The sequence below is a fragment of the Ruegeria sp. BC8 genome, from assembly GCF_056535705.1.
Window position 1 is genome coordinate 986,502 of sequence record NZ_JBQFIV010000001.1, and the last position, 23,117, is coordinate 1,009,618.

General features: G+C 54.0%; 22 protein-coding genes and 1 pseudogene. 16 read left to right on the forward strand and 7 right to left on the reverse strand.

Annotation, left to right across the window (positions count from 1 at the left end):
- Window positions 1–55 precede the first annotated feature (55 nt).
- Window positions 56–1,909: an amidohydrolase gene (locus tag ACR3EK_RS05120; RefSeq protein WP_480632829.1), complete on the reverse strand. Its 1,854-nt coding sequence runs from the start codon at window positions 1,907–1,909 to the stop codon at window positions 56–58.
- A 418-nt stretch (window positions 1,910–2,327) separates the two neighbouring features.
- On the opposite strand from ACR3EK_RS05120, the gene ACR3EK_RS05125 reads away from it, so the two are divergent.
- The 3 genes from ACR3EK_RS05125 (at window position 2,328) to ACR3EK_RS05135 (ending at window position 5,611) form a co-directional block, all read left to right on the forward strand.
- Window positions 2,328–2,624, forward strand: a complete 297-nt coding sequence (locus tag ACR3EK_RS05125; RefSeq protein WP_480632830.1) for a putative quinol monooxygenase — start codon at window positions 2,328–2,330, stop codon at window positions 2,622–2,624.
- Window positions 2,625–2,644: 20 nt separating this feature from the next.
- The gene (locus ACR3EK_RS05130; protein WP_480632831.1) at window positions 2,645–4,072 is read left to right on the forward strand and encodes an adenylate/guanylate cyclase domain-containing protein; all 1,428 of its coding nucleotides are present in this window, start codon (window positions 2,645–2,647) and stop codon (window positions 4,070–4,072) included.
- Between the two features lie 306 nt (window positions 4,073–4,378).
- Complete coding sequence (locus ACR3EK_RS05135) at window positions 4,379–5,611, forward strand: alpha/beta hydrolase family protein (protein ID WP_480632832.1); 1,233 nt, start codon at window positions 4,379–4,381, stop codon at window positions 5,609–5,611.
- A gap of 248 nt (window positions 5,612–5,859) precedes the next feature.
- On the opposite strand, the gene ACR3EK_RS05140 is transcribed toward ACR3EK_RS05135, so the two are convergent.
- On the reverse strand, window positions 5,860–7,134 hold the full coding sequence (locus ACR3EK_RS05140; RefSeq protein ID WP_480632833.1) for an adenylate/guanylate cyclase domain-containing protein: 1,275 nt from the start codon (window positions 7,132–7,134) through the stop codon (window positions 5,860–5,862).
- A gap of 225 nt (window positions 7,135–7,359) precedes the next feature.
- Between ACR3EK_RS05140 and ACR3EK_RS05145 the strand changes: the two genes are divergently transcribed.
- Together ACR3EK_RS05145 and ACR3EK_RS05150 are read left to right on the forward strand one after the other, a co-directional pair.
- The gene (locus ACR3EK_RS05145) at window positions 7,360–7,863 is read left to right on the forward strand and encodes a hypothetical protein (RefSeq protein ID WP_170404075.1); all 504 of its coding nucleotides are present in this window, start codon (window positions 7,360–7,362) and stop codon (window positions 7,861–7,863) included.
- Window positions 7,864–8,208: 345 nt separating this feature from the next.
- Entirely contained in the window at window positions 8,209–8,697 is a 489-nt protein-coding gene (locus ACR3EK_RS05150; RefSeq protein ID WP_480634004.1) for a CHAP domain-containing protein, read from the forward strand.
- A 597-nt stretch (window positions 8,698–9,294) separates the two neighbouring features.
- On the opposite strand, the gene yghX is transcribed toward ACR3EK_RS05150, so the two are convergent.
- From yghX to ACR3EK_RS05175, 5 genes are all read right to left on the reverse strand, one after another.
- The gene (gene yghX / locus ACR3EK_RS05155; protein WP_170339342.1) at window positions 9,295–10,185 is read right to left on the reverse strand and encodes a YghX family hydrolase; all 891 of its coding nucleotides are present in this window, start codon (window positions 10,183–10,185) and stop codon (window positions 9,295–9,297) included.
- An 89-nt stretch (window positions 10,186–10,274) separates the two neighbouring features.
- Window positions 10,275–11,798, reverse strand: a complete 1,524-nt coding sequence (locus tag ACR3EK_RS05160) for a malonate--CoA ligase (RefSeq protein ID WP_480632834.1) — start codon at window positions 11,796–11,798, stop codon at window positions 10,275–10,277.
- The gene (locus tag ACR3EK_RS05165; RefSeq protein ID WP_480632835.1) at window positions 11,795–13,093 is read right to left on the reverse strand and encodes a malonyl-CoA decarboxylase; all 1,299 of its coding nucleotides are present in this window, start codon (window positions 13,091–13,093) and stop codon (window positions 11,795–11,797) included. The genes ACR3EK_RS05160 and ACR3EK_RS05165 overlap by 4 nt, the downstream gene beginning before the upstream one ends.
- Window position 13,094: 1 nt before the next feature.
- Window positions 13,095–13,760 carry a GntR family transcriptional regulator gene (locus ACR3EK_RS05170; protein ID WP_480632836.1) on the reverse strand — a complete coding sequence of 222 codons (666 nt, stop codon included), beginning with the start codon at window positions 13,758–13,760 and terminating at the stop codon, window positions 13,095–13,097.
- A gap of 42 nt (window positions 13,761–13,802) precedes the next feature.
- Window positions 13,803–14,189 carry a YciI family protein gene (locus ACR3EK_RS05175; RefSeq protein WP_480632837.1) on the reverse strand — a complete coding sequence of 129 codons (387 nt, stop codon included), beginning with the start codon at window positions 14,187–14,189 and terminating at the stop codon, window positions 13,803–13,805.
- Between the two features lie 84 nt (window positions 14,190–14,273).
- Here ACR3EK_RS05175 and ACR3EK_RS05180 point away from each other — a divergent pair, with 84 nt between their 5' ends.
- The 11 genes and pseudogenes from ACR3EK_RS05180 to ACR3EK_RS05230 form a co-directional block, all read left to right on the forward strand.
- Window positions 14,274–15,158 (forward strand): fumarylacetoacetate hydrolase family protein, encoded by an 885-nt coding sequence (locus ACR3EK_RS05180; RefSeq protein WP_170585919.1) that lies wholly within the window; start codon window positions 14,274–14,276, stop codon window positions 15,156–15,158.
- Window positions 15,155–15,820 (forward strand): malonic semialdehyde reductase, encoded by a 666-nt coding sequence (locus tag ACR3EK_RS05185; RefSeq protein ID WP_480632838.1) that lies wholly within the window; start codon window positions 15,155–15,157, stop codon window positions 15,818–15,820. Before ACR3EK_RS05180 ends, ACR3EK_RS05185 begins: the two co-directional genes overlap by 4 nt.
- 18 nt (window positions 15,821–15,838) lie before the next feature.
- Entirely contained in the window at window positions 15,839–16,294 is a 456-nt protein-coding gene (locus ACR3EK_RS05190; protein ID WP_480634005.1) for an OsmC family protein, read from the forward strand.
- Window positions 16,295–16,328: 34 nt separating this feature from the next.
- Entirely contained in the window at window positions 16,329–17,402 is a 1,074-nt protein-coding gene (locus ACR3EK_RS05195; RefSeq protein ID WP_170339331.1) for a C4-dicarboxylate TRAP transporter substrate-binding protein, read from the forward strand.
- Window positions 17,403–17,432: 30 nt separating this feature from the next.
- Window positions 17,433–17,984, forward strand: coding sequence for a TRAP transporter small permease subunit (locus tag ACR3EK_RS05200; protein WP_480632839.1), 552 nt, complete (start codon window positions 17,433–17,435; stop codon window positions 17,982–17,984).
- A complete protein-coding gene (locus tag ACR3EK_RS05205; RefSeq protein WP_170339327.1) occupies window positions 17,981–19,285 on the forward strand; it encodes a TRAP transporter large permease in 1,305 nt (434 codons plus the stop codon). Before ACR3EK_RS05200 ends, ACR3EK_RS05205 begins: the two co-directional genes overlap by 4 nt.
- Before the next feature lie 10 nt (window positions 19,286–19,295).
- Window positions 19,296–20,162, forward strand: coding sequence for a dioxygenase family protein (locus ACR3EK_RS05210; RefSeq protein ID WP_480632840.1), 867 nt, complete (start codon window positions 19,296–19,298; stop codon window positions 20,160–20,162).
- Window positions 20,163–20,183: 21 nt separating this feature from the next.
- Window positions 20,184–20,990 carry an amidohydrolase family protein gene (locus ACR3EK_RS05215; protein ID WP_480632841.1) on the forward strand — a complete coding sequence of 269 codons (807 nt, stop codon included), beginning with the start codon at window positions 20,184–20,186 and terminating at the stop codon, window positions 20,988–20,990.
- Window positions 20,987–21,364, forward strand: coding sequence for a hypothetical protein (locus tag ACR3EK_RS05220; RefSeq protein WP_480632842.1), 378 nt, complete (start codon window positions 20,987–20,989; stop codon window positions 21,362–21,364). Before ACR3EK_RS05215 ends, ACR3EK_RS05220 begins: the two co-directional genes overlap by 4 nt.
- Entirely contained in the window at window positions 21,361–22,491 is a 1,131-nt protein-coding gene (locus ACR3EK_RS05225; protein ID WP_480632843.1) for a cytochrome-c peroxidase, read from the forward strand. The genes ACR3EK_RS05220 and ACR3EK_RS05225 overlap by 4 nt, the downstream gene beginning before the upstream one ends.
- Before the next feature lie 255 nt (window positions 22,492–22,746).
- A pseudogene (locus ACR3EK_RS05230) lies at window positions 22,747–22,998 on the forward strand (IS6 family transposase); the annotation flags it as partial.
- Between the last annotated feature and the right edge of the window lie 119 nt (window positions 22,999–23,117).

A 23,117-nucleotide genomic window follows, 5' to 3' on the forward strand; every position in this document is an offset into this window, starting at 1 on the left:
CCTCAGGATCAGGCGCGCGAGATTTCGGATCATTCTGCTCCTAGAGCGAACGCACCTAAAGATGGGCGTGAACAACCGAAAGCGCGTGATTGAGAGTGTTCACTGCGAACTCTCTTTGGCTGTCCGGATCAATTAGAGGCAAACGTGCATCTTCCTGTTCTGGCTTGTCGCCCACAGGAAACTTTTCGCCTTCCAATACTGTTCCCCAAACCTGAATATCCTTGATTGCCATGGGATCCACCGTCAATGGGTTGTCATTCAAAATAGTGAAGTTCGCACGCTTGCCAGGTTCGATACTGCCAAGGTCCCGCTCAAGACGATGAGAATAGGCGGCGTTGATTGTCACTCCACGCAAGGCCTCTTCGACCGGGACCGTCTGATCCTGTCCTGCTACCCGACCGGAACTCGTCACGCGGTTCACCGCACACCACATTAGGAACAATGGATCACCTGGCGCCATCGGCATATCGGAATGCAATGACCAGGATACACCCGCTCGATCCAGATCACCAAGACGGACCATCTGATTGGCGCGTTCAGGACCAAGACCAGTTTTACTGTATTGATCCGCAAGTGCCGTCACGTAGTAGGGATTTGCTGAAACAATCGCGCCCAGACGTTTGATACGAAGGACCTGATCGGGCGCACTCACAGCAAAGTGCACGATCACCGTTCTATGATCGAAACGCGGGTTTCTGCGCAAGTTCCGCTCTAAGGCGTTCAATACACGGTCCAACCCGGCGTCACCGTTGACGTGAATATGAACTTGGTAGCCGGCGTCCCAATAGGTTTGAAACGCGCGTTCAAAGGCCGGCAGGTCCATCATCCACTCGCCATGGTAATCGCCAAGCGGATCGTCCCTCAGTTGAATGGCAAGGGAATATATCGCACCGTCCGCAAAAAGCTTGACGCTGCCTTTGGACATACTGGTCTTGCCACCATACCAGTCGACAAGTGCTTCTGTCTGTTCGATCACATCTTCAGCATTGTCATATTTGGCGATCAGGCTTTTTCCATCTGGAATGAAGCTCCACCGAAACGGCATTGAGGGTGCGGAGAATACAGCGTTCACCGCATCCTGAACCGGGCGTGCGAGAATGCCGCCGGGCTCGTTGCCGTAGGTCACGCCTTTCGCATGCAAATAATCGCGCATGGTCTCCAAACCAGCGCGAAACTTTTCAGGGGTCGCCACGTATGGCGCAATCAAAGGCAGAACTGCAAACAAACCCTGTTCCCAGAAGTGCCCATGCTCAAAGCTGGATTGCATCTTTTCTGAGTCGGACCAAGCGTCCATGACCTCCTCGGTAACGCCTGCGGCCTCCATTGCAGCTGAATTCAGGATGAATTCGTGGCAAGAGCGTGCCCACACAAAGATAGGTCGTTCGCTGCTGATCTGGTCAAGGTCCGACCGTGTCAATGGACCATAAAATGCAGCGTGGTATCCCCATGTCATGACAGGGGTGTCCGGGTCTTGCTGACCATCAACAGCTTCAGACAACCGTGCCAGAAAGTCATCCTTGTCCACAACGGCGCGTGATAAACCTTGTGGCAAGTCCCAGTCCTCTATCGAAAGAATGACGGACGAAAGGCTCAAGCCGCCCAAAACTGGGTGATCATGCTGGGCGATAAAGCCGGGAACGATGATGTGGTCGGCGAATGTGTCATCGACGGTGAAGGGCTGTTCACCAATCGCCTCTTGAACTTGCTCTCTAGTGCCGGTCGCCAAAACCCGACTGTTTACAACAGCAACGGCTTCGGCGCTTGGAAGGTCGGGATCAAGTGTGACGATCTCGCGCGCCGTAAAAATCGTGACTTCATCAAGATCGAGTATCGCTCCGCCAAGATCGGTCAGCGTGCCTTCTTGCCCGAACAATGTACTCGGAGCAACGAGGATCGTCGTGCTCGTCAAGAAGGACCTAATAAATGCCCGTCTGGAGGTGTTTCCCATGGTGGATGCCTCTCCCTAATGCACTTAACTAACACAAAATACGCAGATGTTTTCAACGCGGTTAACCAAAAGACGCCCGTAAGCCGCACCAGAAGAAACGCTATTCAGAGTTTTGCTGACTTGGAGTCCTTCGAACCGCAGTTCTTGATGGAGGCCAATCGAAGCATTCAGCCTCTGTCTTCCCCAAGCTGTCTTTGGGTTCGATGCGGTTACTCGCTCCATTGCGACCAATGTCTGTTTTGTCCGCAGAGCAGTCATTCGTCCAAACTCTACGAGCACTGCTCGGAGACATAATCTGACACTCGCCATCGAGTATGCTAAACTGGATCGTGCGAGGCACACATACATTCAGAAACCGCATCTTTGGGAGGATGGATGTATGATCATGCGCATTTTTCAGGTGACAACGCGGCCGGGAAAAGAAGAGGAATTTGGCCGCTTTTTTCGCGGCACTGCGATCCCGTTGATGAAAAACACCCCTGGAATCGTGCACCTTCTTCCGGGAGCGCCGAGAGAGGATACGCCACGAGAGTTCAGTTTCGTTATGGTTTGGGAGAGCTTGGAGGCACTGAAGTCGTTTGTGGGAGAAAACTACCAAAGCCCGCACATCGATCCGATAGAAGCTGACCTCGTCGAGTCTCGATCCATCAAGCACTATGACTTGGTCAACGGCTAATCGCGAACGGGAGGATCAGGATGTCGAAGGGTAGGGGAAAATCGCTGCCAGAACGCGTCCTTGATCTGAACGAACCGAAGGCTGAGGACTTGGCGGCATTGGAACTCCGGTTGCGGGAGGCGCAGGATCGGCAAAGGGCGACCGCCAAAATCCTGGAGGTCGTCAACAGCTCAATTGAAGACCCTCAACCTGTTTTCAACTCGATTGTTGAAGCAGGTCAAACGCTGTTCCCAAAGTCGACAGTCAGCATTGGATTACAGGACGGCGACAAACTGATTTTGGGAGCAATTTCTGGTCCCGAACCGGCTGGTGTCGAGGCTTGGCGGCGTCGCTTTCCGGCGCCACTTCATCCAGAAACAATCCATGGCCATGTCATTTTGAACGGCGAGGCGATTGATCTGCCGGACGTCGCCGCATCGAAAGACAGGTTTCGTATCGGGGCTGGAAACTTCCTCGCCTCAGGGTTTCAGGCAGTCACCATGGTGCCGATTTCACAAGGAGGACAAACTGTTGGAGCTCTCGCCGTGTTGAGGCATTCAACCGGAAGACTTCAAAAAGAGCAGTTCGATATTCTCACAACATTTGCGGCACAAGCGAACATCGCCTTGGACAACTTGCACTTGCTGAGCCAGATGCGTGAGGCGAATGACACTTTGACACACGTGTCCAAACAGCTTGCCAAATACATGCCACCCCAACTCTACGAGTCAATCATTGCCGGCGACCAACACGCGGCTATCGAAAGCCGCCGCCGTAAGCTCACGATCTTCTTCTCAGACATCGTCGACTTCTCCGAAATCACAGATCATCTCGAAGCCGAGGAGTTGACTACTTTGTTGAATGAGTATCTTTCAGCAATGTCCGAAATCGCCCTGAAGCACGGCGCATATTTCGACAAGTTTGTCGGTGACGCCATGATGCTGTACTTTGGCGAACCCGAAAGCCTCGGGGTAGAAGAAGATGCCGCTGCATGTGTGCGAATGGCAATAGATATGCAACGCAAGCTTGGCCACTTGCAAACGGAATGGCAGCGCAAAGGATTGATCGATCGACCATTTCGCGCTCGCATGGGCATAAACACTGGTTACTGCACTATTGGAAACTTCGGCTCGGAAGACCGGATGGACTACACTGCTATCGGACGCGAAGTGAACCTTGCTGCGAGACTTGAGGCCGAGTGTGATCCAGGAGGTCTCTTACTCGCTGCCGAATCCTATTCTTTGGTAAAAGACTGGCTTCCGGTTGAGGAACGAGAGCCTGTTCGAGTGAAGGGATTTCAAAACCCCATTCGCACCTATGCTGCGACCGCTATTTATGAAAGTGCCGACCGCGATAGCCGCATTATTCACGAGGAAGATGAAGGCTTTTCTCTTACAGTTAATCGTGATCGCATAAGCAAGGGGGCAATCCTCCGACTAAAGTCCCTTGTTTCAGATCTGGACGACTAGTCAAATTTTCGGTCACGGCAGCTCAGTCCAAAACCTGTGACCTCACATACTAAAAATGGCTGCACGACAATCGAAAGGCCAGTTTCCCGCCACGCTGCGACGCCAGGACGGGCTTCATTGAGAAATCGCGTGTGCAAAAGACCGCTTTCACGCGTGCAAGTGGGAACCAATGGCAAAGCCAACCACACTTCACAAGATGGTGAGTAGCAGGCTTGGCAGTCCAGAGCGATGAGTTGCACTAATCGCACCGTGTACTGTGCTAAAAAAGGGCGGACTCGTATCACTTACAGTATCGGGGTATTCGTCATGCGCTTTTCTCTCACCATCGCAACACTCGTTGTCTTGGCCACTCAGTCTTTTGCGCAAGACTCCGTTCTCATCGGGGACGCCCCGCTTCCTGCCGACATTGCAATTGATATAACGCCAGATTCTCCTTTTCTTGGAATTTGGACGGGGAGATGGGACTCTTGGAGAAGTCATATCCTCGTCGTCGAAAACCGAGATGAGGATGGGTTGTTCAATGTTGTTTACTCGGTCGGACGTGGCCAGCATGGCCGCGGAAACTGGTTCCGGAGCAAAGCGCGTTTAGATGGGAACACTTTGGTGTTCACCGACAGTGACTTCGCGGCGCGTTATTCAATTTCGGGTACGGGGCGACTGCGGGGCATCTATCCAACCGAGGATCGCGTCGCAATACTCGAGCGACAAACCCTCTCAGAAGTCCTCGCGACGGCGACCCGCCAGTGGTATGAGGTTGGAACGCGAGACTTCCTTGGGACGGAACTCCGAGAAGACGGCGCAACAGTCGAGCTTGCTGTGGCTATCTACCGACCTCCTGGTGATGGGCCTTTCCCGTTGGCTCTCGTTCATCACGGCTCAACCGGCTCTGGAACCGATCCGCAGGCCTTTGATCGGTTCTTTTCCAACGATTGGCTTGCGGACGTTCTGAACTCACACGGTTGGATCGCTGCGTTCCCACAGCGCCGCGGTCGGGGTGGGTCCGACGGATTGTATGACGAAGGCTTTGCTGAAGATCGGACCGAAGGCTATTCGACGGAGGCCCGGCTATCTTTGGCAGGGGCGGAACGTGCGCTGATGGATGCAAAAGCAGCGCTACATGCGTTGCAGGAACGACCGGATGTGAGTGATGGATCGGTTCTACTGATTGGTTTCTCGCGCGGGGGCATTGTTGCCCTTATGCAGGCCGGCGACGATCCGGGAAACACCGCTGGTGTGATCAACTTCGTTGGAGGATGGATGGCAGAGGGCTCCGGTGATCCCCAAATCAATCCGACGCTCTTTCGTCGTATTGGAACATTTGATGGGCCGGTTCTTTCCATCTACGGGGAAGATGACATGTTCTACAGCATCGAGCATTCCCTATCCAACCTCACCGCAATGGAAGCGATGGGTGCCAAAAGTGAAACTCATATCGTGGCTGTTCCTGGCTACAACAAAGGTCATTGGGTATTGTGGTGGCCGATGCTCTGGGAGGAGATCGTCAGCGACTACATCCGGCGCCTCCAGGATCAACGTTGAAACAATGAATTGGACTGCGACCCTGTTATCTCCGCGTTTTTTGCCGGATGCTTCGGTGAATTTCCGTTTCTGTCTGGAAGCAAGTTTTACCGATATGATTGGAATTGCAGCTTCTGTCTGCCGAGAAGCCAAACACTGAGTCTTGCGGGAAAACCGCTACGAGCCCGAAGCAGACCGTTGTCATTCTAGTGCCCGCGCCTCAAAACGCACATCAAAGCATGTTTGCAAAAGGCTCATGCAATTGAGCTTTACGTGACAATTCCGTAGGAAAAGACCTCTAAGTCTTCATCAAAACTCCGCAATGAATGCCGCCCCAATTTATGCGGCTCTTCAGATACCAAGCTGACAAAGTCGCCAGTTGCCAAAAGCCGCGCATCCAGTTTTCGCGTCAAGCTCTCTAACCTGCTGACTATCGCAACTGATGTGCCGGTTACCGTAAAATCCAAGCGCTTTTCAGTGCCAACATTCCCGTACACAGCCGCGCCAGTGTGCAAACCAATCCCAAACTCAGCACGGTCTGATGGATCAAGCTCTTTATGCCTTTGGAACGCTTCTCGCGCCGCCGACAGGGCAGCTTCGCACATGTCTTCGGGTAGTCTTCGTTGGCCATCAAAAGGAAAGATCGCAAGCAACCCATCGCCAACGAATTTCAGAACCTCTCCGCCGTGGTCGTGTACCGCCCCGCCGACGCAGTCGAAGAATTGGTTGACGGTCGCGACATATTTTTCCGGTGACAGGCGCTGGCTCAAAGCCGTAGACCCGTGTATGTCACTGAACAATAGAGCGCAGTCAATTTTGCTGACATCTCCCCGGGCTATTTGACCGTTCAATACAGATCGACCGGACACCTTGCCCAAGTAAACCTCCATCAACTCAGCTGCCAGGAACTGCTCTGACAGAACACGCGCTGTACCAAGCAAAGGTAGAGACAGTCGCGACAGACCATCTACCTCACGGTCTGTGAAACCAGAACGACGCTTTGTTGCAAAAGAGACTGACGCCCCCAAAGCCCACTCGACCTTGCCGTCAAATACAACGGTACGATTGCCGAATGGTGCACTGAATACGACGTAGTCGGTGACACCTGCCTCAGCGAGTTTTTGGAATAGCGAAAATCTGTCACGGGTCGCTTCGTCAGTCAGATCTGCTCGCATGAAAGGAAACTTGATCGAGCCGTTCGTAAGGTCGTCCGCCAAGTCCCAGACTTCCTTGTTGAAGTGCTGTTTCGCTATCTCATTGGCCAATTTCGAGTTCTCTCCGAAGGGTGCTTTGTCGAAGAGATCAGTTGTCACCGAGCTTCGTGGAAGAACAGTCCATTCAATTCGATGGTTGGAAGCATCCCATGTTGCGTCGAGCAATCCAATTACAGGGTGCATCATCAGGCGGCCCAAGGAAACACGCGAAACCGGCACGCCACCATCGATCAGCCTGTGACTTAGCTGCTCGACTAGCCCGCCAAGGTCGGCATCAAAAAAGGCCAGCTTCTGCAACCAATCTGCAATGCGGTCGAAAACATCCGCCATAACGTACACCTCTGCCACCATCTTGTTACAGCCGGAGGCTCATGTCATTGGGTTTGTCTTCGAACTCTCATTTCTCTTGCAATGGGTTTGCAAATTCTCACACGCGTACGCTCACGATTTTCAGACGAACGTCAGGTTCGAGTCCTCCTCAGACCTTGATCGCGTGCTCAGCATAGACAACGATTGGCTTGGTCTCTCGGCTGCATTCGACGACAAAGCAAAAGCATGTTTAAGGTTGTCAGCCCGCTTCGCACAATGGAGAATCAAATGCGTCGATCGAACCTGATGCTGCAAATAACTATGGGGGTAATGGGGGGTGCTGCATCTTCCCAACCGCTCTTTGAGGATTCCAAGGCCTTCAATCCTTCCAGCGAAACGGCAATGGCGATTACCGGGCCAGTAATCTTGTCTACCAAGCGGATAGTCTTCGAGACCGGCGCTTCTCTTGATCTCGAGGTTCATGACGCCAAGAGTTCAGGTAATTGGGGCGTGTCTGGTGACGTGCCTATTGCTCAGGTATTCCGGGTATCAGGTGACGTCGGACCGTTGCGTCAGGGAAACACGCTTTGTGGAGACCAGCCAATCACATTTATGGCGGCCTGGAACGAAGAAAGTTCTGGGTTCGACTATCTCGGCATCGCGATGTTTACGGGTGCGGCAGCGCCTACAAGCGTTGATGACCAGACTATTTGTGCGACCTATTTCTACTCGATGGATGTTTCGGGCTAATTCAGAAGTTGTCCGAGGCTAGCCACTTCGTCCGCAAAGTAGTCACTCAGTGAAGACGCAGCGAACAGAGGATGTGAGCCCCAAGTGACCGATGCTGCGCGATCGACCGACGGCGGCTGTGCGCAGAAAGTTGACTTTGCAAAGTTTCGCGCTTGTCCTTTCGAGGATGAATATCAACTGGCAAATTTCTGCCGGGGATCCGGCTGGGCTCTTTTCATTACCCATTAGATCGCCTTAAAACTATCCGACCCCTCAACCCGTCAATGTAATGTCTTGAAGAACAGCGACAGCAAAGCGAATACGAAACGGCCGTGCCTGCACGGTACTGCTCGCGCTGCGTTTGCGATGGGGCTTTTTGCTCTTGTTTCTGCCTGCGCTCAGGCCCCAAGCGGCGCGGATCTCGATCCAGAACGTCAGGCCATGGCGTTGCGCGAGGTCTCTCAAAAACAAGCTCGAGGGCAAAGGGTATGGTGCGTACCCTACGCACGTAACCTCAGCGGTATCGAAATTCGCGGAAACGCCAAGGACTGGTGGGGCAAGGCGCGCAATACTTTTGAGCGAGGCAATGAACCGGTTGTTGGTGCGGTCATGTCATTTCGAGCAACCCGAGGGATGCCGCTTGGTCACGTGGCTGTCGTATCCGATGTCGTCACTGACAGAGAAGTCATCGTGAACCACGCCAACTGGCACCGCAACGAGGTATCATTGAAGATGGGCGTCAAGGATGTATCCAAAAACAATGATTGGACATTGGTCCGAGTTGAAAGTCATCCGGGCCGGTATGGCAGCTTCTACCCGGTGAACGGGTTCATTTATCCCAATGTTGGGGAATAACTTAATTCAATTGTGAACCGCACACTGTGCGTATCCGACGGATGGGTCACAAGCGGCTCAGTAGTTCACGCGGGCCAGTGACGGAAAAAGTCCGCAAATCGGATAATTGTGGCGGTAGAGCGAGTGACCGCATCGAGCCCTCCGTGGAAGTGAAGAATTTACGCAGCGAGCGCTCGCAGCAAGATTACCCACCGCATCGCCGAAAATCACCCGCTGCATGACAGAGGAGAATGCGGACGTTCAGGCAGAACGCAGCGAGATTGCGATCCGGTATGACCGGGTCACGGACCAAAACAACCGTTCTCGAATTACTATGCAGCCAGTAAGTCGGATGCAAAATTGCAAAAGCTCGCGGCCGTTCACTCCGCCCTCTAAAATCACTTCAACCTTTAGCAATCTCTTACCAATCGAGACACCTTGAAGCTGACATGCAACGCTACCCTCGGCGAATGGCGCGAGCTTGGTGCAGCAAAAAGGCAGCTATTTGGGGCTGGCCGAGAATGCTTTGAGTTTGTTTGATGACTCTCTCTCGAAGTTTTTGAACACCGAAGCGACGACAGATTTTTTGCCGTCGCTTCGCCATTCCGCGAACTCAGTTCAGGACTTTAGGTAGGTGTCAAACCAATCAATGGTGCGGTCCCAGGCCAAGTTTGCCATTTCCTCGTCATACCGAGGCGTACTGTCGTTATGAAAGCCGTGGTTGGCATTCTCGTAGATGTAGGCCTCGTAAACCTTATTGTTGGATTGCAGCGCAGCTTCGAACTCCGGCCAACCTGCGTTGATGCGTTCATCAAGCTCTCCCATCTGAATCAGTAGCGGTGCCTGAATTCTAGCCACATCCTCGGAGGCCGGTTGGCGGCCGTAGAATGGCACGCCGGCTGCCAATTCGGGGTAGGCCACGGCAATTGCGCTGACCACACCACCGCCATAGCAGAAACCCACAGCGCCAACTTTCCCAGTACAGTCTTCCCGGTTCAACAGGTATTCGAAGCCATTGAAGAAGTCATTCATCAGCTCGACCCGGTCGACTGTCTTCTGCAACTCGCGCCCATCTGCGTCGTTGCCGGGGTATCCGCCAACCGACGTTAGGCCGTCAGGAGCCAGTGCCATAAAGCCTGCTTTCGCCAAGCGTCGCGCCACATCTTCGATGTAGGGATTCAGACCGCGGTTTTCGTGTATCACGAGCACCCCGGGCAGGGGTTCTTCCACACCAGCGGGACGAACAAGGTAGCCTCGGACATCACCCGTTCCGTTCGGAGAGGGGTAGGTTATGTAGTCTGCGTGGATATCGGGATCGTTGAACGACACCTGCTGTGCCAGCGCATAGTTCGGGCTGAGCATGTTCAATAACGCGGCAGCCGTTAAGCCGCCAACCGCGAATTTTCCGGCGCGGTCCAGAAATTGGCGTTTGGTGATCTTTCCGTGCGCATAATAGTCGTACAGATCCAGCAGTTCCTGATCGAAGTCTTTTGCCGTCATGCGAGTCATGGTCAATCTCCTGATGAGGTGGCGATTCAATCCGTGGGATACTATTAGTTCAAAGGGTTATGGTTTGTTCGAAGTTCTAGGCAGGTCGGCTAAGATATTGCCGTAGCGGGTTCTTTTTTTGTGTGCTGATCGCGCAGAACGTTCTTTTGGACTTTTCCCATGGTGTTTCGTGGCAACTCTTGGACGAGTTCGTAGCGACGCGGATGTTTGAAGCGCGACAGCCTTTCCCTGATGGTTGTTTCAATCTGATCCGTGTCGAGTTCTACGCCTGGCTCAGCAACCAGAGCGGCAATGATCTTTTCCCCGAAGTCGTTGTCAGGGACGCCAAAAACTGCCGACTCCAGTACGCCATCGATGTCGTTTAAAACGTCTTCGATTTCCTTGGGGTAGACGTTGTAACCGCCAGTAATGATAAGGTCTTTTGAACGACCTACAATCGACAGGTAGCCATCCTCGCTGTATTTGCCCAGATCCCCGGTGATAAAGAACCCATTCTCACGAAGTTCCGCAGCGGTTTTTTCGGGCATCTGCCAATAGCCTTGAAAAACATTAGGGCCGCGTATCTCGATCATTCCTACCGCCCCTCTGGGCAGTTGCTCACCGGTTTCAGGATCAGTGACGATCACCTCGATGCCGGGCAATGCCATACCAACAGTTCCTGCGCGACGTTCGCCAGTATAAGGGTTCGAGGTGTTCATGTTTGTCTCGGTCATACCGTAGCGCTCCAGGATGCGGTGGCCTGTGCGCGCTTCGAACGCCTGATGGGTTTCGGCCAGCAATGGGGCAGAACCCGACACGAACAGCCGCATGTTTCCCACAATCTCTTTGGTGAAACCGTCATCCGCCAGCAATCGAGTGTAAAAAGTGGGGACACCCATTAGAAGGGTTGAATGCGGTAATTCCTCCAAGATCATTCCAATGTCGAACTTTTCCATCAGCCGAACTTCGGACCCGGCGACTAGTGACGTGTTCATCGCCACGAAAAGCCCGTGCGTGTGAAAGATCGGCAAAGCGTGAACCAAGCGATCGTTTTTTGTGATACCCCACAAATCCGCGAGAGCTTGTGCATTGGTCAAAAGGTTCTGGTGGCTCAACATTGCGCCCTTAGAGCGACCCGTGGTTCCCGACGTATAAAGCAAAGCCGCAAGGTCGTCCGGGGCGCGATCCACGGTCTTAAACTCGCGGGGCTGCGTGTCAGCCTGGCGGCTTAAGCTTGATTTTTCACCGCCAAGGGTAAGCAGCCTTGCGCCATACCGGTCCGCCAGTGTTTTGATCTCAGCTTCGTCGTTGTCGTCGCAGACGATCACCGCAGGCTGGGCGTCAGATGTGAAGTAGTCCAATTCTGCCATTGTGTAGGCAGTGTTTAGCGGCAAATAGACAGCACCTGCCTGAACCGAAGCAGCATAGAGTGCAATCGTATCGGCCAACTTTGGGGCCTGCACAACGATGCGGTCGCCAGGAGAAACTCCACTTTTCCGCAAAACATGCGCGATCTGCGCAGCGCGTTTCAGAAACGCGTCATATGACACTACCTTTCCGTCATCGAGTAGCAGGAACGGAGCCTCGTTTCCCGCGTGGTGGGCAAACAAGCTGTCATAAAGTGTGTTAGTCACGCTGGATTTTCCTCAGGTCTGGCCGCAAGTACTGCGGTTGAAGCCGCGCGCACGGAACGCGAGGTTTCGATTGTGGCGTGCGTCACAAATTCTTCGTGGTGACGTTCAGTCTTTTTCAAGTCGTAGAGGTAATTGACCATTGCGCCGCCGGATTGGGATCGTCCGTTCTGTGACGGATCGGCCCCGGCATGCAGTTCGTGAAGCTCGGCTCCATTGCCCAGATGAAAGCGGGCCACAGGGTCCAGCGGCATCCCATCCTCGCGCTTGGCGTGTAACAGGTATCGGGCGGCCATCGCCCGCACGTCCTGCGGAGGGGCTGTTCCCGCAAGTACGGCTTCGGCAGCATGGCCATGCTCGGGATGTCCTGTTTCGCCAGCTAACCACCGGTTCATACCGGGTATCGGAGACAAGGTCACAAATGTGTCGAGGCCCGGAAGCTCTCGCGAAAGTTCGGTCACAACCTGTTTGATCAGCAGGTTTCCAAAGCTGATACCCGTTAGCCCCTTTTGGCAGTTTGAAATTGAGTAGAATGCGGCGATTTTGGCCCGCTCTGGTTCGATCGGTTCTCGAATTTCGTACAAAAGCACATCAATCGCGTTCGGAATCTCAGTCGTCAAAGCAACTTCGACAAAAATCAGCGGCTCATCCGGCATTGAGGGATGAAAAAATGCAAAACAGCGACGGTCGGGCGGGAAAAGCCGGCGCCGCAAGTCGTCCAGATCATGAATCTGATGGACGGCCTCATAGGCGACGATTTTGTCCAGAACGCGGGCTGGTGTATCCCAACTGATTTGTTTGAGGACCAAAAAACCCCGGTTGAACCAGCTTCGCAGTAAATGCACGAAATCTACATCTGTGCGCTTGAGTTCGGGGTTGGATTTGAGAAAACGCAACAGGTCAACGCGCATTGCCACAAGCTCTTGCGTCGCGCCGGAGGGTTGATTCAGACGGCGCAGCAATTCTTGCCGTTTGGGTTCGGCCGCCTCGCTAAGCCTTTTATACAGATCGACACTTCTATACTCGGCATAACGACGCGCCGTCTCAGACAGTTGGTCCGCGTCTAACTCAAGCTGGTCGTTCAAATAAGCGAAGAAGTCCAGTTTTTCCGGGTCGTCCAAGGTCTGGTATCGATCCAGTATCGTTGATGCGAGTGCGAAACCTGATACTTCACCTTCCGCAGACAAGAGTGCTTCACATAGCTCCGATACGGATCGCTTGTCATCTATGCCCCGCTTTTTGCCGGGGCGGTCGAACAGCTGATCAAGCAAATCGCCCAGAAACCAGTTCCGCTGCATTTCACGACTCCATCTGACTGCTCAGATACTCACCGGTTCGACGGTAATGATCGATCAAATGCCGCGTTGCGCTATCTGCATCGCGATCCAGTGCTGCGTCCAGTATTTCCTGATGCTCTGCGTTGATATCGCGCTTTTTGTAACTCGACCCGCCAGCCGCCAGATATCGATAGCGGATGTTCAGGTCGTAGAGCTGCGAGCAATACCGCAAGAGTAAAGGAAGCCTCGCATTGTCCAACAAGGCCATGTGAAACGCCTTGTGTGCGTCTTCAAAGTCGTGTTCCCCTTTTTGGCTCGCCTTTTTCATATGGTGGTGCCGCAAAACAAGCCTGTCTTCCCAGGCTGAGTCTGCATTGGCGACGGACTTGCGCAACGCGGTTTCTTCAAGACCGCATCGCAACATAAGGATTTCCTCGAAGTTGCATTTGCTTACTGGTGCAGCCCTGAATCCGCGCTGGTCAATTCGTTCCACCAACATATCCGATGTCAAAAGGCTTAGAGCTTCGCGAACCGGGCTTGCGCCGGTCTCAAGGAGCCCACGGAGCTGTTCGATCTTGAGCTTTTGGCCGGGCGGCAGCTCGCCAGTCAGGATCATTTCGCGCAGCTTTCGATACGCACCATGAGTGGCGGATGTCTCTTTCACCTCGGTATCAAGCATGGCATCCATGTCTGGCATTCCCTTCTACGTGGTACAGTCTGCTGGGAGCTCTTAGCTGAGCGTGCTCCTTCCAGTCGATAGCCCGATTGAGATGTTCAGCGAGCCCTCGTTTATCAGCCATCGCCGAAGTACAAAGCTGCGTGCACCGCTTTTGTGCATCGGGTCATCTTCTGCCAGCTTTCGGGCGGCTTCGAGACTGTCGGCCCTATAGATGATGAGGCCAATGCCCTGCATATGCTCGCCGGTTTCATCCGACATGGGACCTGCAAAAGCCAGCTGCCCTGAATGTTCAAGCTTCGCCTGATACGCCAGGTGATCCGGCAGTGAAGCCTTTACGTCTTCGGGCGCTTTGGCTGGCGTGCTCAGTGCGACGTAAAGCTCCAAAGCAAGCGCACCGCGGCTTTTTGCTTCTGATTTGTAGTCTGCCCAAGCAACCATTCGCGGCCTCCAAAAATATCGATATTATTTGACATATGGCAAAATAGTCGGCAAAAATCAAGCAAGCTAACATGGAAGGTGACAATGAAATACCTGGTGGGAGAGACTTCGGAAGGCACAGCGGTTTTTGCCGTGAACGGTGAAAACGCAGTGAATCTAACGGCTTTGGACCCTGCCGTCGGTTCCGACTTGATGGGTTTGATCAGCAAGCCTGGCCTGGCCGACTCGCTGGCTGAAAAAATCACCTCGGCAGATAGTGTGCCGTTATCCTCAGTCACACCGGCGTTGCCCGTGGCGTCACCCGGCACGATCATTTGTATGGGTTTGAACTATACGGATCACATCAAAGAGGGCGGCTACGACATCCCCGAATATCCAACGCTGTTCATGCGCGGTAAGAATTCGATCATGGCGGCAGGCCAGCCTATGGTGCGGCCTGCGTGTTCGGAAAAACTCGACTACGAAGCCGAACTAATGCTGATCGTTGGAAAACGCGGCCGCCATATCTCGGAGCAGGACGCGCTGGATTATGTCTTTGGCTACACTGTATTCAACGATGGTTCGCTGCGGGACTATCAGCGCAAAACCGTTCAGTGGACGCCCGGCAAAAACTTTGATGACACGGGCGCGGTCGGTCCTTTCACCGTGACGCCGGATGAGTTGCCGGAAGGGGCATCAGGTCTGAAGATCGAAAGCCGTGTGGGCGATGAAATCCTGCAAAGCTCGAATACGGCCAACATGATCTGGGGGGTCCAGCAGGTAATTGCGACGATTTCGGAATATACCACTTTGGAGCCGGGGGATCTGATTGCGCTGGGCACGCCGCCTGGTGTGGGACACGCCAAAAAGCCCAATCCCCGTTGGTTGAAGCCCGGCGAAACCGTTGAGGTCGAGATTGAAGGCATTGGAATTTGCGCCAGCCCAGTCATTGACGAAAAAGACGCCAAGTCCAAGGTGGCCGCAGCATGACCGCACCAACCGGGGCAGAGCTGGAAGCACTTCGCGCCAAGGCGCAGCAAGATCATCGTGATCTGCGCGAGCGCATTCCGCGTTTGTCCGACGATGCAATTGCCTTGATCCTTCGCGAGTCCAGGTCTCACTATGCGTGGACCGACCAGCCGGTTTCTGACGATCTGCTCAAAGAGATTTACGACATCACGATCAACGGTGCGACCAGCATGAATACGCTGCCCGCCCGCTTCGTTTTCGTGAAAAGTGCCGAAGGAAAAGAGCGGCTTGCCAAGTCGTTGAAGCCAAAGAACGTTCCAAAAATGATGGATGCGCCGGTCACGGCGATCATTGCCTATGACATGGACTTCTGGAAGGAATTGCCTTTTCTTTTCCCGCACGAAGACCGACGGCCATTGTTTGAGAACAATCCCGAATATGTAGCCGATACAGCGTTTCGCAATGGAACGCTTCAGGGCGCTTACTTCATGATCGCCGCCCGAGCGGTAGGGTTGGATGTCGGTGCGATGTCAGGCTTTTCGAACAAGATCGTCGACGAGGAGTTCTTTGCAGGAACAACGCTCAAGTCGAACTTTTTGTGCAATCTGGGCTACGCAGATGAAACGGGACTGTTTCACAAGCTGCCTCGCTTCCCATTCGAAAAGGTTTGCTCTTATGCATGAGGAGGTGACCCAGTGGCCATGAAATTGAAACCTGTCGTCACGTACCGCACGACAGCTCAATGCCCGACGCACGCGCGGACCGAGATTCCCATTCGTGATTTAGATGTTGTCGTAGACGAACCGGTCGAACGGGGCGGAACAAATCTTGGCCCGTCTCCGACCGAAACCGCAATGGCAGCGCTGATCGCCTGCACCAACGTCATCGGGCACAAGAATGCGCACCGTTTGGGAGTTGATCTTGGCACAGTGACGATAGACGCGAAATGCAGGTTGGATCGCCGTGGTGTCCTAATGGAAGAAGAGATCGATGTTCCGTTTCCGGAAATTGAACTCACTGTGAATTGTGAAACGCCCGCCAGTCAGGAGGAGCTGACACGCGTGGGTGAGGAAACGGCCAAATACTGTGCCATCGCAAAGCTGTTCGAAGCGGCAGGCACTGACCTGACCGTCAACTGGGTCAAAACAAGCAGCTAAAAGTCAACAGACCCGACTTTCTGGGAGGAGAGAAATGAAAAACTGGACCAAACGCAGCCTTGTTGCGGCTGCTGTGGCAAGCGTCATGGCGATGCCTGCCAAGGCGGAAGAGACCATTTCAGCCGTTGTGATTGATGGGTACCCAGATCGGGCCCTTTGGGTGAAGGAATTCACCAATTTCTTCATTCCAGAAGTGGACAAGCGGCTGGCTGAGTCCGGTAACTACAAGATGAGCTGGCAAGAGAACTATGGCGGTTCGATCGTCAAGCCGAAGGGTGTTTTGGAAGGTGTCCAGCTCGGCCTTGGAGATATCGGGATCGTCACAACGATCTTCCATTCTTCAAAGCTTCCTAGTCAGGGTATCTCGGGGTCGACGCCCTTCGTTGCATCCGACGCCCGTGCTGTGGCCAAAGCCGTGGATGAAATCGCGCGTGAGTTCCCGGCGATGCAAAATGAGTTTGCCGCGCAGAACCAAGTTTATCTGGCGACGGGCGTTGTGCTCGACACATATCAGATTTTCTGCTCAGAGCCGGTCGAGAAAGTTGCAGATCTTGAAGGACGCAAGATCGCGGGTGCCGGCCTGAACTTGCGCTATCTCGAGGGTATCAAGGACGCGGCGGGCGTACGCGGAGGCCTCACTGATTTCTACAACATGGTTCAAACCGGCCTTGTCGATTGCGTAATGATTTGGCCGGAAGCTTCCAAGACGTTCAAAATCGTCGAAGTGGCCCCTTACATGTTGAAGGCAGACCTTGGTGCGGTAAATACAAAAACAGTCACCGTCAATGCCGACTACTGGGCGAGTCTGCCCGATGAGGTCAAAGAAGTACTACAGGCCGTGGCTATCGACTACCGTGACCACGTGGCAGGTATTGCAATGGATCGAGCCGCTGCGTCGCGAGATGCATTTGTAGAAGCTGGCGGATCGATCATTGAAATCTCGGACGAAGACCGCGCTGCGTGGGCAAATGCGATGCCCAATGTTGCGCAGGAATGGGCTGCAACGCTGAATGAGAACGGCGAGCAGGGCACAGATATGCTGGCCGCTTATCTCGGCAAGCTTCAGGATGCTGGTTTCACTGGTGTGCGGGACTGGACGGCCGAATAATCGTTCGGCGACCCGAGAAAGGGGCCAGACATGCTGAAGACCGCAGTAACCGTCCTGTCGCGGGTCGCCAATTCGGTTGCTATCGCCGCCAACGCATTGGGTACGCTTGTCGTCCTGGCGTTGGTGGTCATTCTGAATGTTGACGTCATTGCGCGGGGCCTTTTTTCGGCCCCACTGCGCGGAACCTACGAGATGGTGCAATTCTCGGTCGTGATGATCGTGTTCCTGCAGCTGGCCGACGTTGTCAGAGTGGATCGATTGACGCGCTCGGACGGGTTTTTGAACCTGCTACACCATCGTCGCCCCGGTCTGACAGCCAACCTGAGGCGCATCATCAACGCCATTTCGGCAATCTTCATGGCCCTGATCGCCTATGTAACCTTCCCAGAATTTTTTCATATGTGGGAGACACAGGACTACTTCGGAGTGCCCGGTCTTTTCACATTGCCTTGGTGGCCGGTCAAACTGGTCATCGCGTGCGGTACTGCGCTTGCCTGCGTGATCTTCCTGCTCAAGGTCGTCACGGCGCAGGACCGCCCACAACTTGTCCGCACCCCAGAGCATGACGAGGCCGCAAAATGACTCCGATCGAGATTGGCCTGATCTCGGTCATCGCCATCGTCTTTCTGATTTACGCGGGCGTTTACATTCCTATCGCTCTGGGCGTGGTCTCGTTCGTGTCGATCTGGCTGATGCGGGACAACTTCACGCTTGCGCTCAACCTGTTGAAAGTGGCGGTTGGCGATAGCGCGATGGAGTATAGTTTTGCGACCATCCCGCTGTTTACCTTTATGGGGCTCATCGTTTCAAAAGCGGGACTAGGCAGGGATATTTACGAGGTCATGACCATGCGATTTCGCAAGGTCAAAGGCGGTATCGGAATGGCGACCGTTGGAGCAAATGCCGTGTTTGCGGCCGTTACCGGGTCGTCCATTGCGTCCGCATCAGTGTTCACCAAAGTCTCGGTCCCGCAAATGATGGCGCAGGCTTATAACCCGCGCTTTGCGGTTGGGGTTGTAGCCGGGTCTTCGGTCCTGGGGATGATCATCCCGCCGTCGGCAATGTTGATCATCTATTCCTTCGTCGCCGAACAATCCGTTGGGGACATGTTCCTGGCGGGGGTAATTCCGGGGATTATGCTGGCAATCGCTTATGTCGGCGCGATTTGGGTCATGGGGCGCTTCACCCCAGCTTTCGTCGGTGGTCGTGTTGTTGAAGACACCGAGTGGATGTCAGGACGCGAGATCGCCTCCAAGACACTGCCGACACTGTTCATCATTACCATCGTGCTTGGTGGTATCTACACGGGTTGGTTGACGGCAGTAGAAGCAGGGGCCGCCGGAGCTTTCGTTGCGCTAATCATCGCGGTTGCCCGCAAATCGATGTCTCCACGCGCTTTCTGGGACGCGTTGCTGGAAACCGGGCACATCACGGCGGCGATCCTGTTCCTGATTACGGCGGCTTCAATATATAGCCGAATGCTGGGACTGGCGGGGTTGCCAAATCAGTTGCAGGATCTGCTCGCGGGGAATTCCGCGTCCTTTTGGTCGATCATGCTGCTCTATGTTCTGTTGATGCTGTTTCTGGGAACATTGCTCGACACGGCGTCGATCATTCTAATCGTTGTTCCGTTGTTCCTGCCCATGGCCGAGGCGCTGGATATGTCGCTGATCTGGTTCGGCATTATCACCGTGGTCGGAGCCGAAATCGGGCTTTTGACACCGCCTTTGGGCATATCCTGCTTCGTTATCAAATCCACGATCAACGATGACCGCATATCACTCAAAGACGTGTTCATGGGCGCACTTCCATTTGCGTTCGTAATGCTGATCGTTCTGTTCATTCTGATCGAGTTCCCGATCCTCAGCCTTGCCCTGATTTAAGGAGGCCAAGATGCGCTCTGTCACCAAAGACAATATCACTGACGTCTTCATGGGGTACCTGTCCAAAGACTCCGATCCACGGATGCGCGAAATCATGGGCTCCCTGGTTAAACACCTGCACGATTTCGCCCGGGAAACCAACCTGACGCATAACGAGTGGCGGGCCGGGATTGCGTTTCTGGAAGGCTGCGCCGCGGTGGAAACCGAGGATAGGCATGAATTTGTGCTCGCCTCGGACGTGTTGGGCCTGTCGTCATTGGTTGACATGCTGCATTCCAGCCCTGACGCGACCAGTTCGTCTGTGTTGGGGCCGTTTCACGTCTCTGGCGCACCCCCGCTGCCGATCGGTGGCGATATGAAACGTCACTACGGCGGGCCGGTTCTGCTGGCCGAAGGCGTGATCCGGGATACAAGGGGCAATCCGATTGCGGGTGCCGAGCTCGACATCTGGCAAACAGCGCCAAACGGGCTCTACGCCAGTCAGGATGAGGAACAGGATATCTACTCTTTTCATGGCTTGATGACGGTCGGCTCAGATGGCCGTTACGCTTTCACCACAGTCAAACCAGTCGAATACACGGTGCCATCTGATGGGCCAGTCGGAGACATTCTGCGAGCCTGTGGTCGCCATCCCTGGCGACCGTCGCACCTGCATTACATCGTCAAAGCTCCCGGTTATCGTACTTTGGTGACCGAGATATTTCCCGACGATGATCCCTATCTGGATGAAGACACGGTGTTTGGCGTGCGCGACGATCTAGTGATGACCTATGTTGAACGCCCAGCTTCTGAATTTCCTGATGGCATGGAACTTTCTGGTAAGATCACTGAACCTTTCTTGCATGTGAATTTCGACGTGACGCTTGCCAAGGACTGATTGACAGATAGGAGGCTTGAGGTGCTGAAACGTATCTTCATTTTGGGCACTGCGCTGTTTTGCAGTGCCGCCATCGCACAAGAGCGCCCCATCTTCGACGCGCATATTCATTACAGCCACGACGCCGTCGAACTGGTGCCACCAGAACAGGTGGCTAAAATCCTTCGGGATGCGGGCGTGCGGAAAGCGCTAGTTTCCAGCTCAGACGACAATGGCACTCAGCTGTTGTTGGCCGCGGCACCGGACATCGTCGTTCCAGCGTTGCGCCCGTACCGTCGTCGCGGCGAAATCAACACCTGGATGCACGATGAAACTGTAATTGACTATCTGGAAGAAAACCTGGCCAAAAACGACTACGAAGCTATCGGCGAGTTTCACGCTTACGGCGACGATATCAAAACGCCGGTCATCCAGCGTATGATTGCACTGGCCAAAGAGCGGAACCTCATTTTACACCACCACGGTGATCGAGAGGCAGTTGACCTAATCTTCGAAACTTGGCCAGAGGCGCGGGTTTTGTGGGCGCATTCTGGCTTTGATGACCCGGCCAGTGTGTCTGACGCGTTGGATACCTATCCCAGACTTTGGGCGGACTTGGCTTTTCGGTCGGATATGGTTTCACGCGGCCGATTAGACCCGGATTGGAAGGCCGCGTTCGAGGCGCATCCCGATCGGTTCATGGTCGGTACGGACACATTTGCGCCGGAACGTTGGTACTATGTTGGCCCCCACGCAGATTTTTCGCGTGAATGGCTGGATCTGCTGCCGGATCGGATCGCAGACAACATCGCCTATGCCAACGCTGAACGTTTGCTGGCATCAGAATGATCCGTTGGGTTGTATGGCTTCTTGCTTCACCTGGCGCAGCAATTGCTTGTGACGCTGTGGGGCAACGCATGGGGTCGGAAGCCCCAGATGCGCCTGAGGTTTATTTGGATGTCATCGAAATTCCGTTGGCCCAACCGTTTTCCGTTCTGATTTCAGTCTGCGGTGAAGCAACAGCACATGAGATGCATGTTGATGCAATCATGCCCGCTCATCAGCACGGGTTGAACTACGCTCCCGAAGTTTCGCCATTGGGCGACGGAAAGTTCCGGGTCGATGATTTGCTGTTTCACATGCCGGGACTTTGGGAACTGCAGGCTGACGTTGATATTGGAGGGCGATCGTTGTCCTACACGTCAGAGATTCCGCTCAAATGAAGTTCTGGGCTTTAACCGCGCTAATGACGCTTCCGGCTACTGTACACTCAGAAATTCTATTGTCCGAAGATGAAATACAGCAAACGCTTTCCTTCGGGCCGTGGCCGCCAACATACCAGCCAGACCCCAGTAATCGCGTTTCAGGTGACTCAAGAGCTATTTCGCTCGGCGCGGCTTTGTTCAACGATCCGGTGCTGTCGGTAGACGGCGCTTTTTCTTGCGCGAGTTGTCACGACCCCGAACAGGCATTTGCAACATCCGAGGCGCGGGCGCTCGGCCGTGTCAGGTTGGATCGGAACACCCCATCCCTGAGAAACCTTGCGGGTCTGCGCTGGTACGGTTGGGGCGGCAAGAGCGATAGTCTCTGGGCAGCAAGTCTGCATCCGATCATCGAAGAACAAGAGATGGCTCATAGCAGCGAAAGTCTAAAGGCGGCAATTTCCGAGAGTTCTTATGCTGCTGATTTTGAGTCCATTTTTGGCAATATCCGAAATCAAGACCCGGAGTTGGTGCTGGTCAACACTGCCAAGTCTCTATCAGCCTATTTGGAGACGCTTAGAACCGAGCGGACACAATTTGACAGTTTCCGCGATGCGCTGGAACGCGGAGATCTGTTGGCGGCTGCGAACTATCCCGAAGCTGCTCAGAGAGGTCTAAAGCTCTTTCTGGGGCGCGGGAAATGTGCCCTTTGCCACAATGGCCCGGCATTTTCCAACAATGAATTTCACGACGCCGGTGTGCCTTACTTCCTAAGCGAAACCGAAGTCGATGAAGGACGGTTCGGCGGGTTGAACTTCCTGTTTTCAAGCGTCTACACACTGGACGGGGAATGGAACGACGATCCCGCCAAGCAAGGTGCATGGGCGGTTCGCAGTGTGCGTAGGCGTCATTCTGATTTTGGGACCTTTCGTACGCCAAGCCTGCGAGGTGTGGCTGAAACTCCGCCCTACATGCACGACGGCAGTCTGATCGACTTGGATGCGGTGGTCCGGCACTACAGCGAGCTTGATACCGAAAGGCTGCATGCCGACGGTGAGGCCATGCTCTCAGAACTGAGCTTGTCCGAGCAGGAGATCGCTGATCTCATTATGCTTTTGGAGACTTTGTCCGGCGTTGCATGGCCTTGAGATACTCCAATTCAGCCAAAGTGCCGCCTGAGTTATGCGGCACGTCGCATTTTGCTAACCCCCTTTCCACGTCAGAGAGTGTGGCCAACAAAACAAGGTCGTTGCAGTGGTCCGAATGATCTAGGCCGAACCCCTTGTTGCCTACTTTGGTCGGGCCGTTCCCGAGTAAAATATCGTCTTGCTCCAGCGCCTGCCCACAAAAACTTTCGTCACTGGTCGCTTCGCATGCTAAAAGGCTGCACTAAGGCAATTGGGTTGGGCGCTTTTAACAAACGGCAAACGGGCAGGTGGCTCAATGACCGCCTCGAGAACTCCCACCTGCCGTTTCTACGACTCGACCTCGCGTTACAGCGTTTCAAACACATGCGAAATCTACAGAAATTCGCCGTCTTCAAATCCTCTGTATTTGACCACTTCAACTAGGAAAGATCGCTAACCAGCCCAAGCACCTTCAGGCTGATCCGCCTCGCCGGTCTTTGCCAGTGGAGTCAGCTTTGTTCCGGATAGGTTCGTGGTTCCCGCGGTAAACTGAGACTGGTTCGACTTCGTCTGACAGCACCGCCACCCATTCCCGACTTTCGCCACTGTTTTCTTGCCACGGATTTCTGTGGGTAGTACCGTGCGCT

What these genes read in the sequence shown, in the direction of transcription:
- ACR3EK_RS05125 (WP_480632830.1), top strand. Translation starts at nt 2,328, where the DNA reads ATGATCATGCGCATTTTTCAGGTGACAACGCGGCCGGGAAAAGAAGAG.
- ACR3EK_RS05130 (WP_480632831.1), top strand. Translation starts at nt 2,645, where the DNA reads ATGTCGAAGGGTAGGGGAAAATCGCTGCCAGAACGCGTCCTTGATCTG.
- ACR3EK_RS05135 (WP_480632832.1), top strand. Translation starts at nt 4,379, where the DNA reads ATGCGCTTTTCTCTCACCATCGCAACACTCGTTGTCTTGGCCACTCAG.
- ACR3EK_RS05140 (WP_480632833.1), bottom strand. Translation starts at nt 7,134, where the DNA reads ATGGCGGATGTTTTCGACCGCATTGCAGATTGGTTGCAGAAGCTGGCC.
- ACR3EK_RS05145 (WP_170404075.1), top strand. Translation starts at nt 7,360, where the DNA reads ATGTTTAAGGTTGTCAGCCCGCTTCGCACAATGGAGAATCAAATGCGT.
- ACR3EK_RS05150 (WP_480634004.1), top strand. Translation starts at nt 8,209, where the DNA reads ATGGGGCTTTTTGCTCTTGTTTCTGCCTGCGCTCAGGCCCCAAGCGGC.
- yghX (WP_170339342.1), bottom strand. Translation starts at nt 10,185, where the DNA reads ATGACTCGCATGACGGCAAAAGACTTCGATCAGGAACTGCTGGATCTG.
- ACR3EK_RS05165 (WP_480632835.1), bottom strand. Translation starts at nt 13,093, where the DNA reads ATGCAGCGGAACTGGTTTCTGGGCGATTTGCTTGATCAGCTGTTCGAC.
- ACR3EK_RS05170 (WP_480632836.1), bottom strand. Translation starts at nt 13,760, where the DNA reads ATGGATGCCATGCTTGATACCGAGGTGAAAGAGACATCCGCCACTCAT.
- ACR3EK_RS05175 (WP_480632837.1), bottom strand. Translation starts at nt 14,189, where the DNA reads ATGGTTGCTTGGGCAGACTACAAATCAGAAGCAAAAAGCCGCGGTGCG.
- ACR3EK_RS05180 (WP_170585919.1), top strand. Translation starts at nt 14,274, where the DNA reads ATGAAATACCTGGTGGGAGAGACTTCGGAAGGCACAGCGGTTTTTGCC.
- ACR3EK_RS05185 (WP_480632838.1), top strand. Translation starts at nt 15,155, where the DNA reads ATGACCGCACCAACCGGGGCAGAGCTGGAAGCACTTCGCGCCAAGGCG.
- ACR3EK_RS05190 (WP_480634005.1), top strand. Translation starts at nt 15,839, where the DNA reads ATGAAATTGAAACCTGTCGTCACGTACCGCACGACAGCTCAATGCCCG.
- ACR3EK_RS05195 (WP_170339331.1), top strand. Translation starts at nt 16,329, where the DNA reads ATGAAAAACTGGACCAAACGCAGCCTTGTTGCGGCTGCTGTGGCAAGC.
- ACR3EK_RS05200 (WP_480632839.1), top strand. Translation starts at nt 17,433, where the DNA reads ATGCTGAAGACCGCAGTAACCGTCCTGTCGCGGGTCGCCAATTCGGTT.
- ACR3EK_RS05205 (WP_170339327.1), top strand. Translation starts at nt 17,981, where the DNA reads ATGACTCCGATCGAGATTGGCCTGATCTCGGTCATCGCCATCGTCTTT.
- ACR3EK_RS05210 (WP_480632840.1), top strand. Translation starts at nt 19,296, where the DNA reads ATGCGCTCTGTCACCAAAGACAATATCACTGACGTCTTCATGGGGTAC.
- ACR3EK_RS05220 (WP_480632842.1), top strand. Translation starts at nt 20,987, where the DNA reads ATGATCCGTTGGGTTGTATGGCTTCTTGCTTCACCTGGCGCAGCAATT.
- ACR3EK_RS05225 (WP_480632843.1), top strand. Translation starts at nt 21,361, where the DNA reads ATGAAGTTCTGGGCTTTAACCGCGCTAATGACGCTTCCGGCTACTGTA.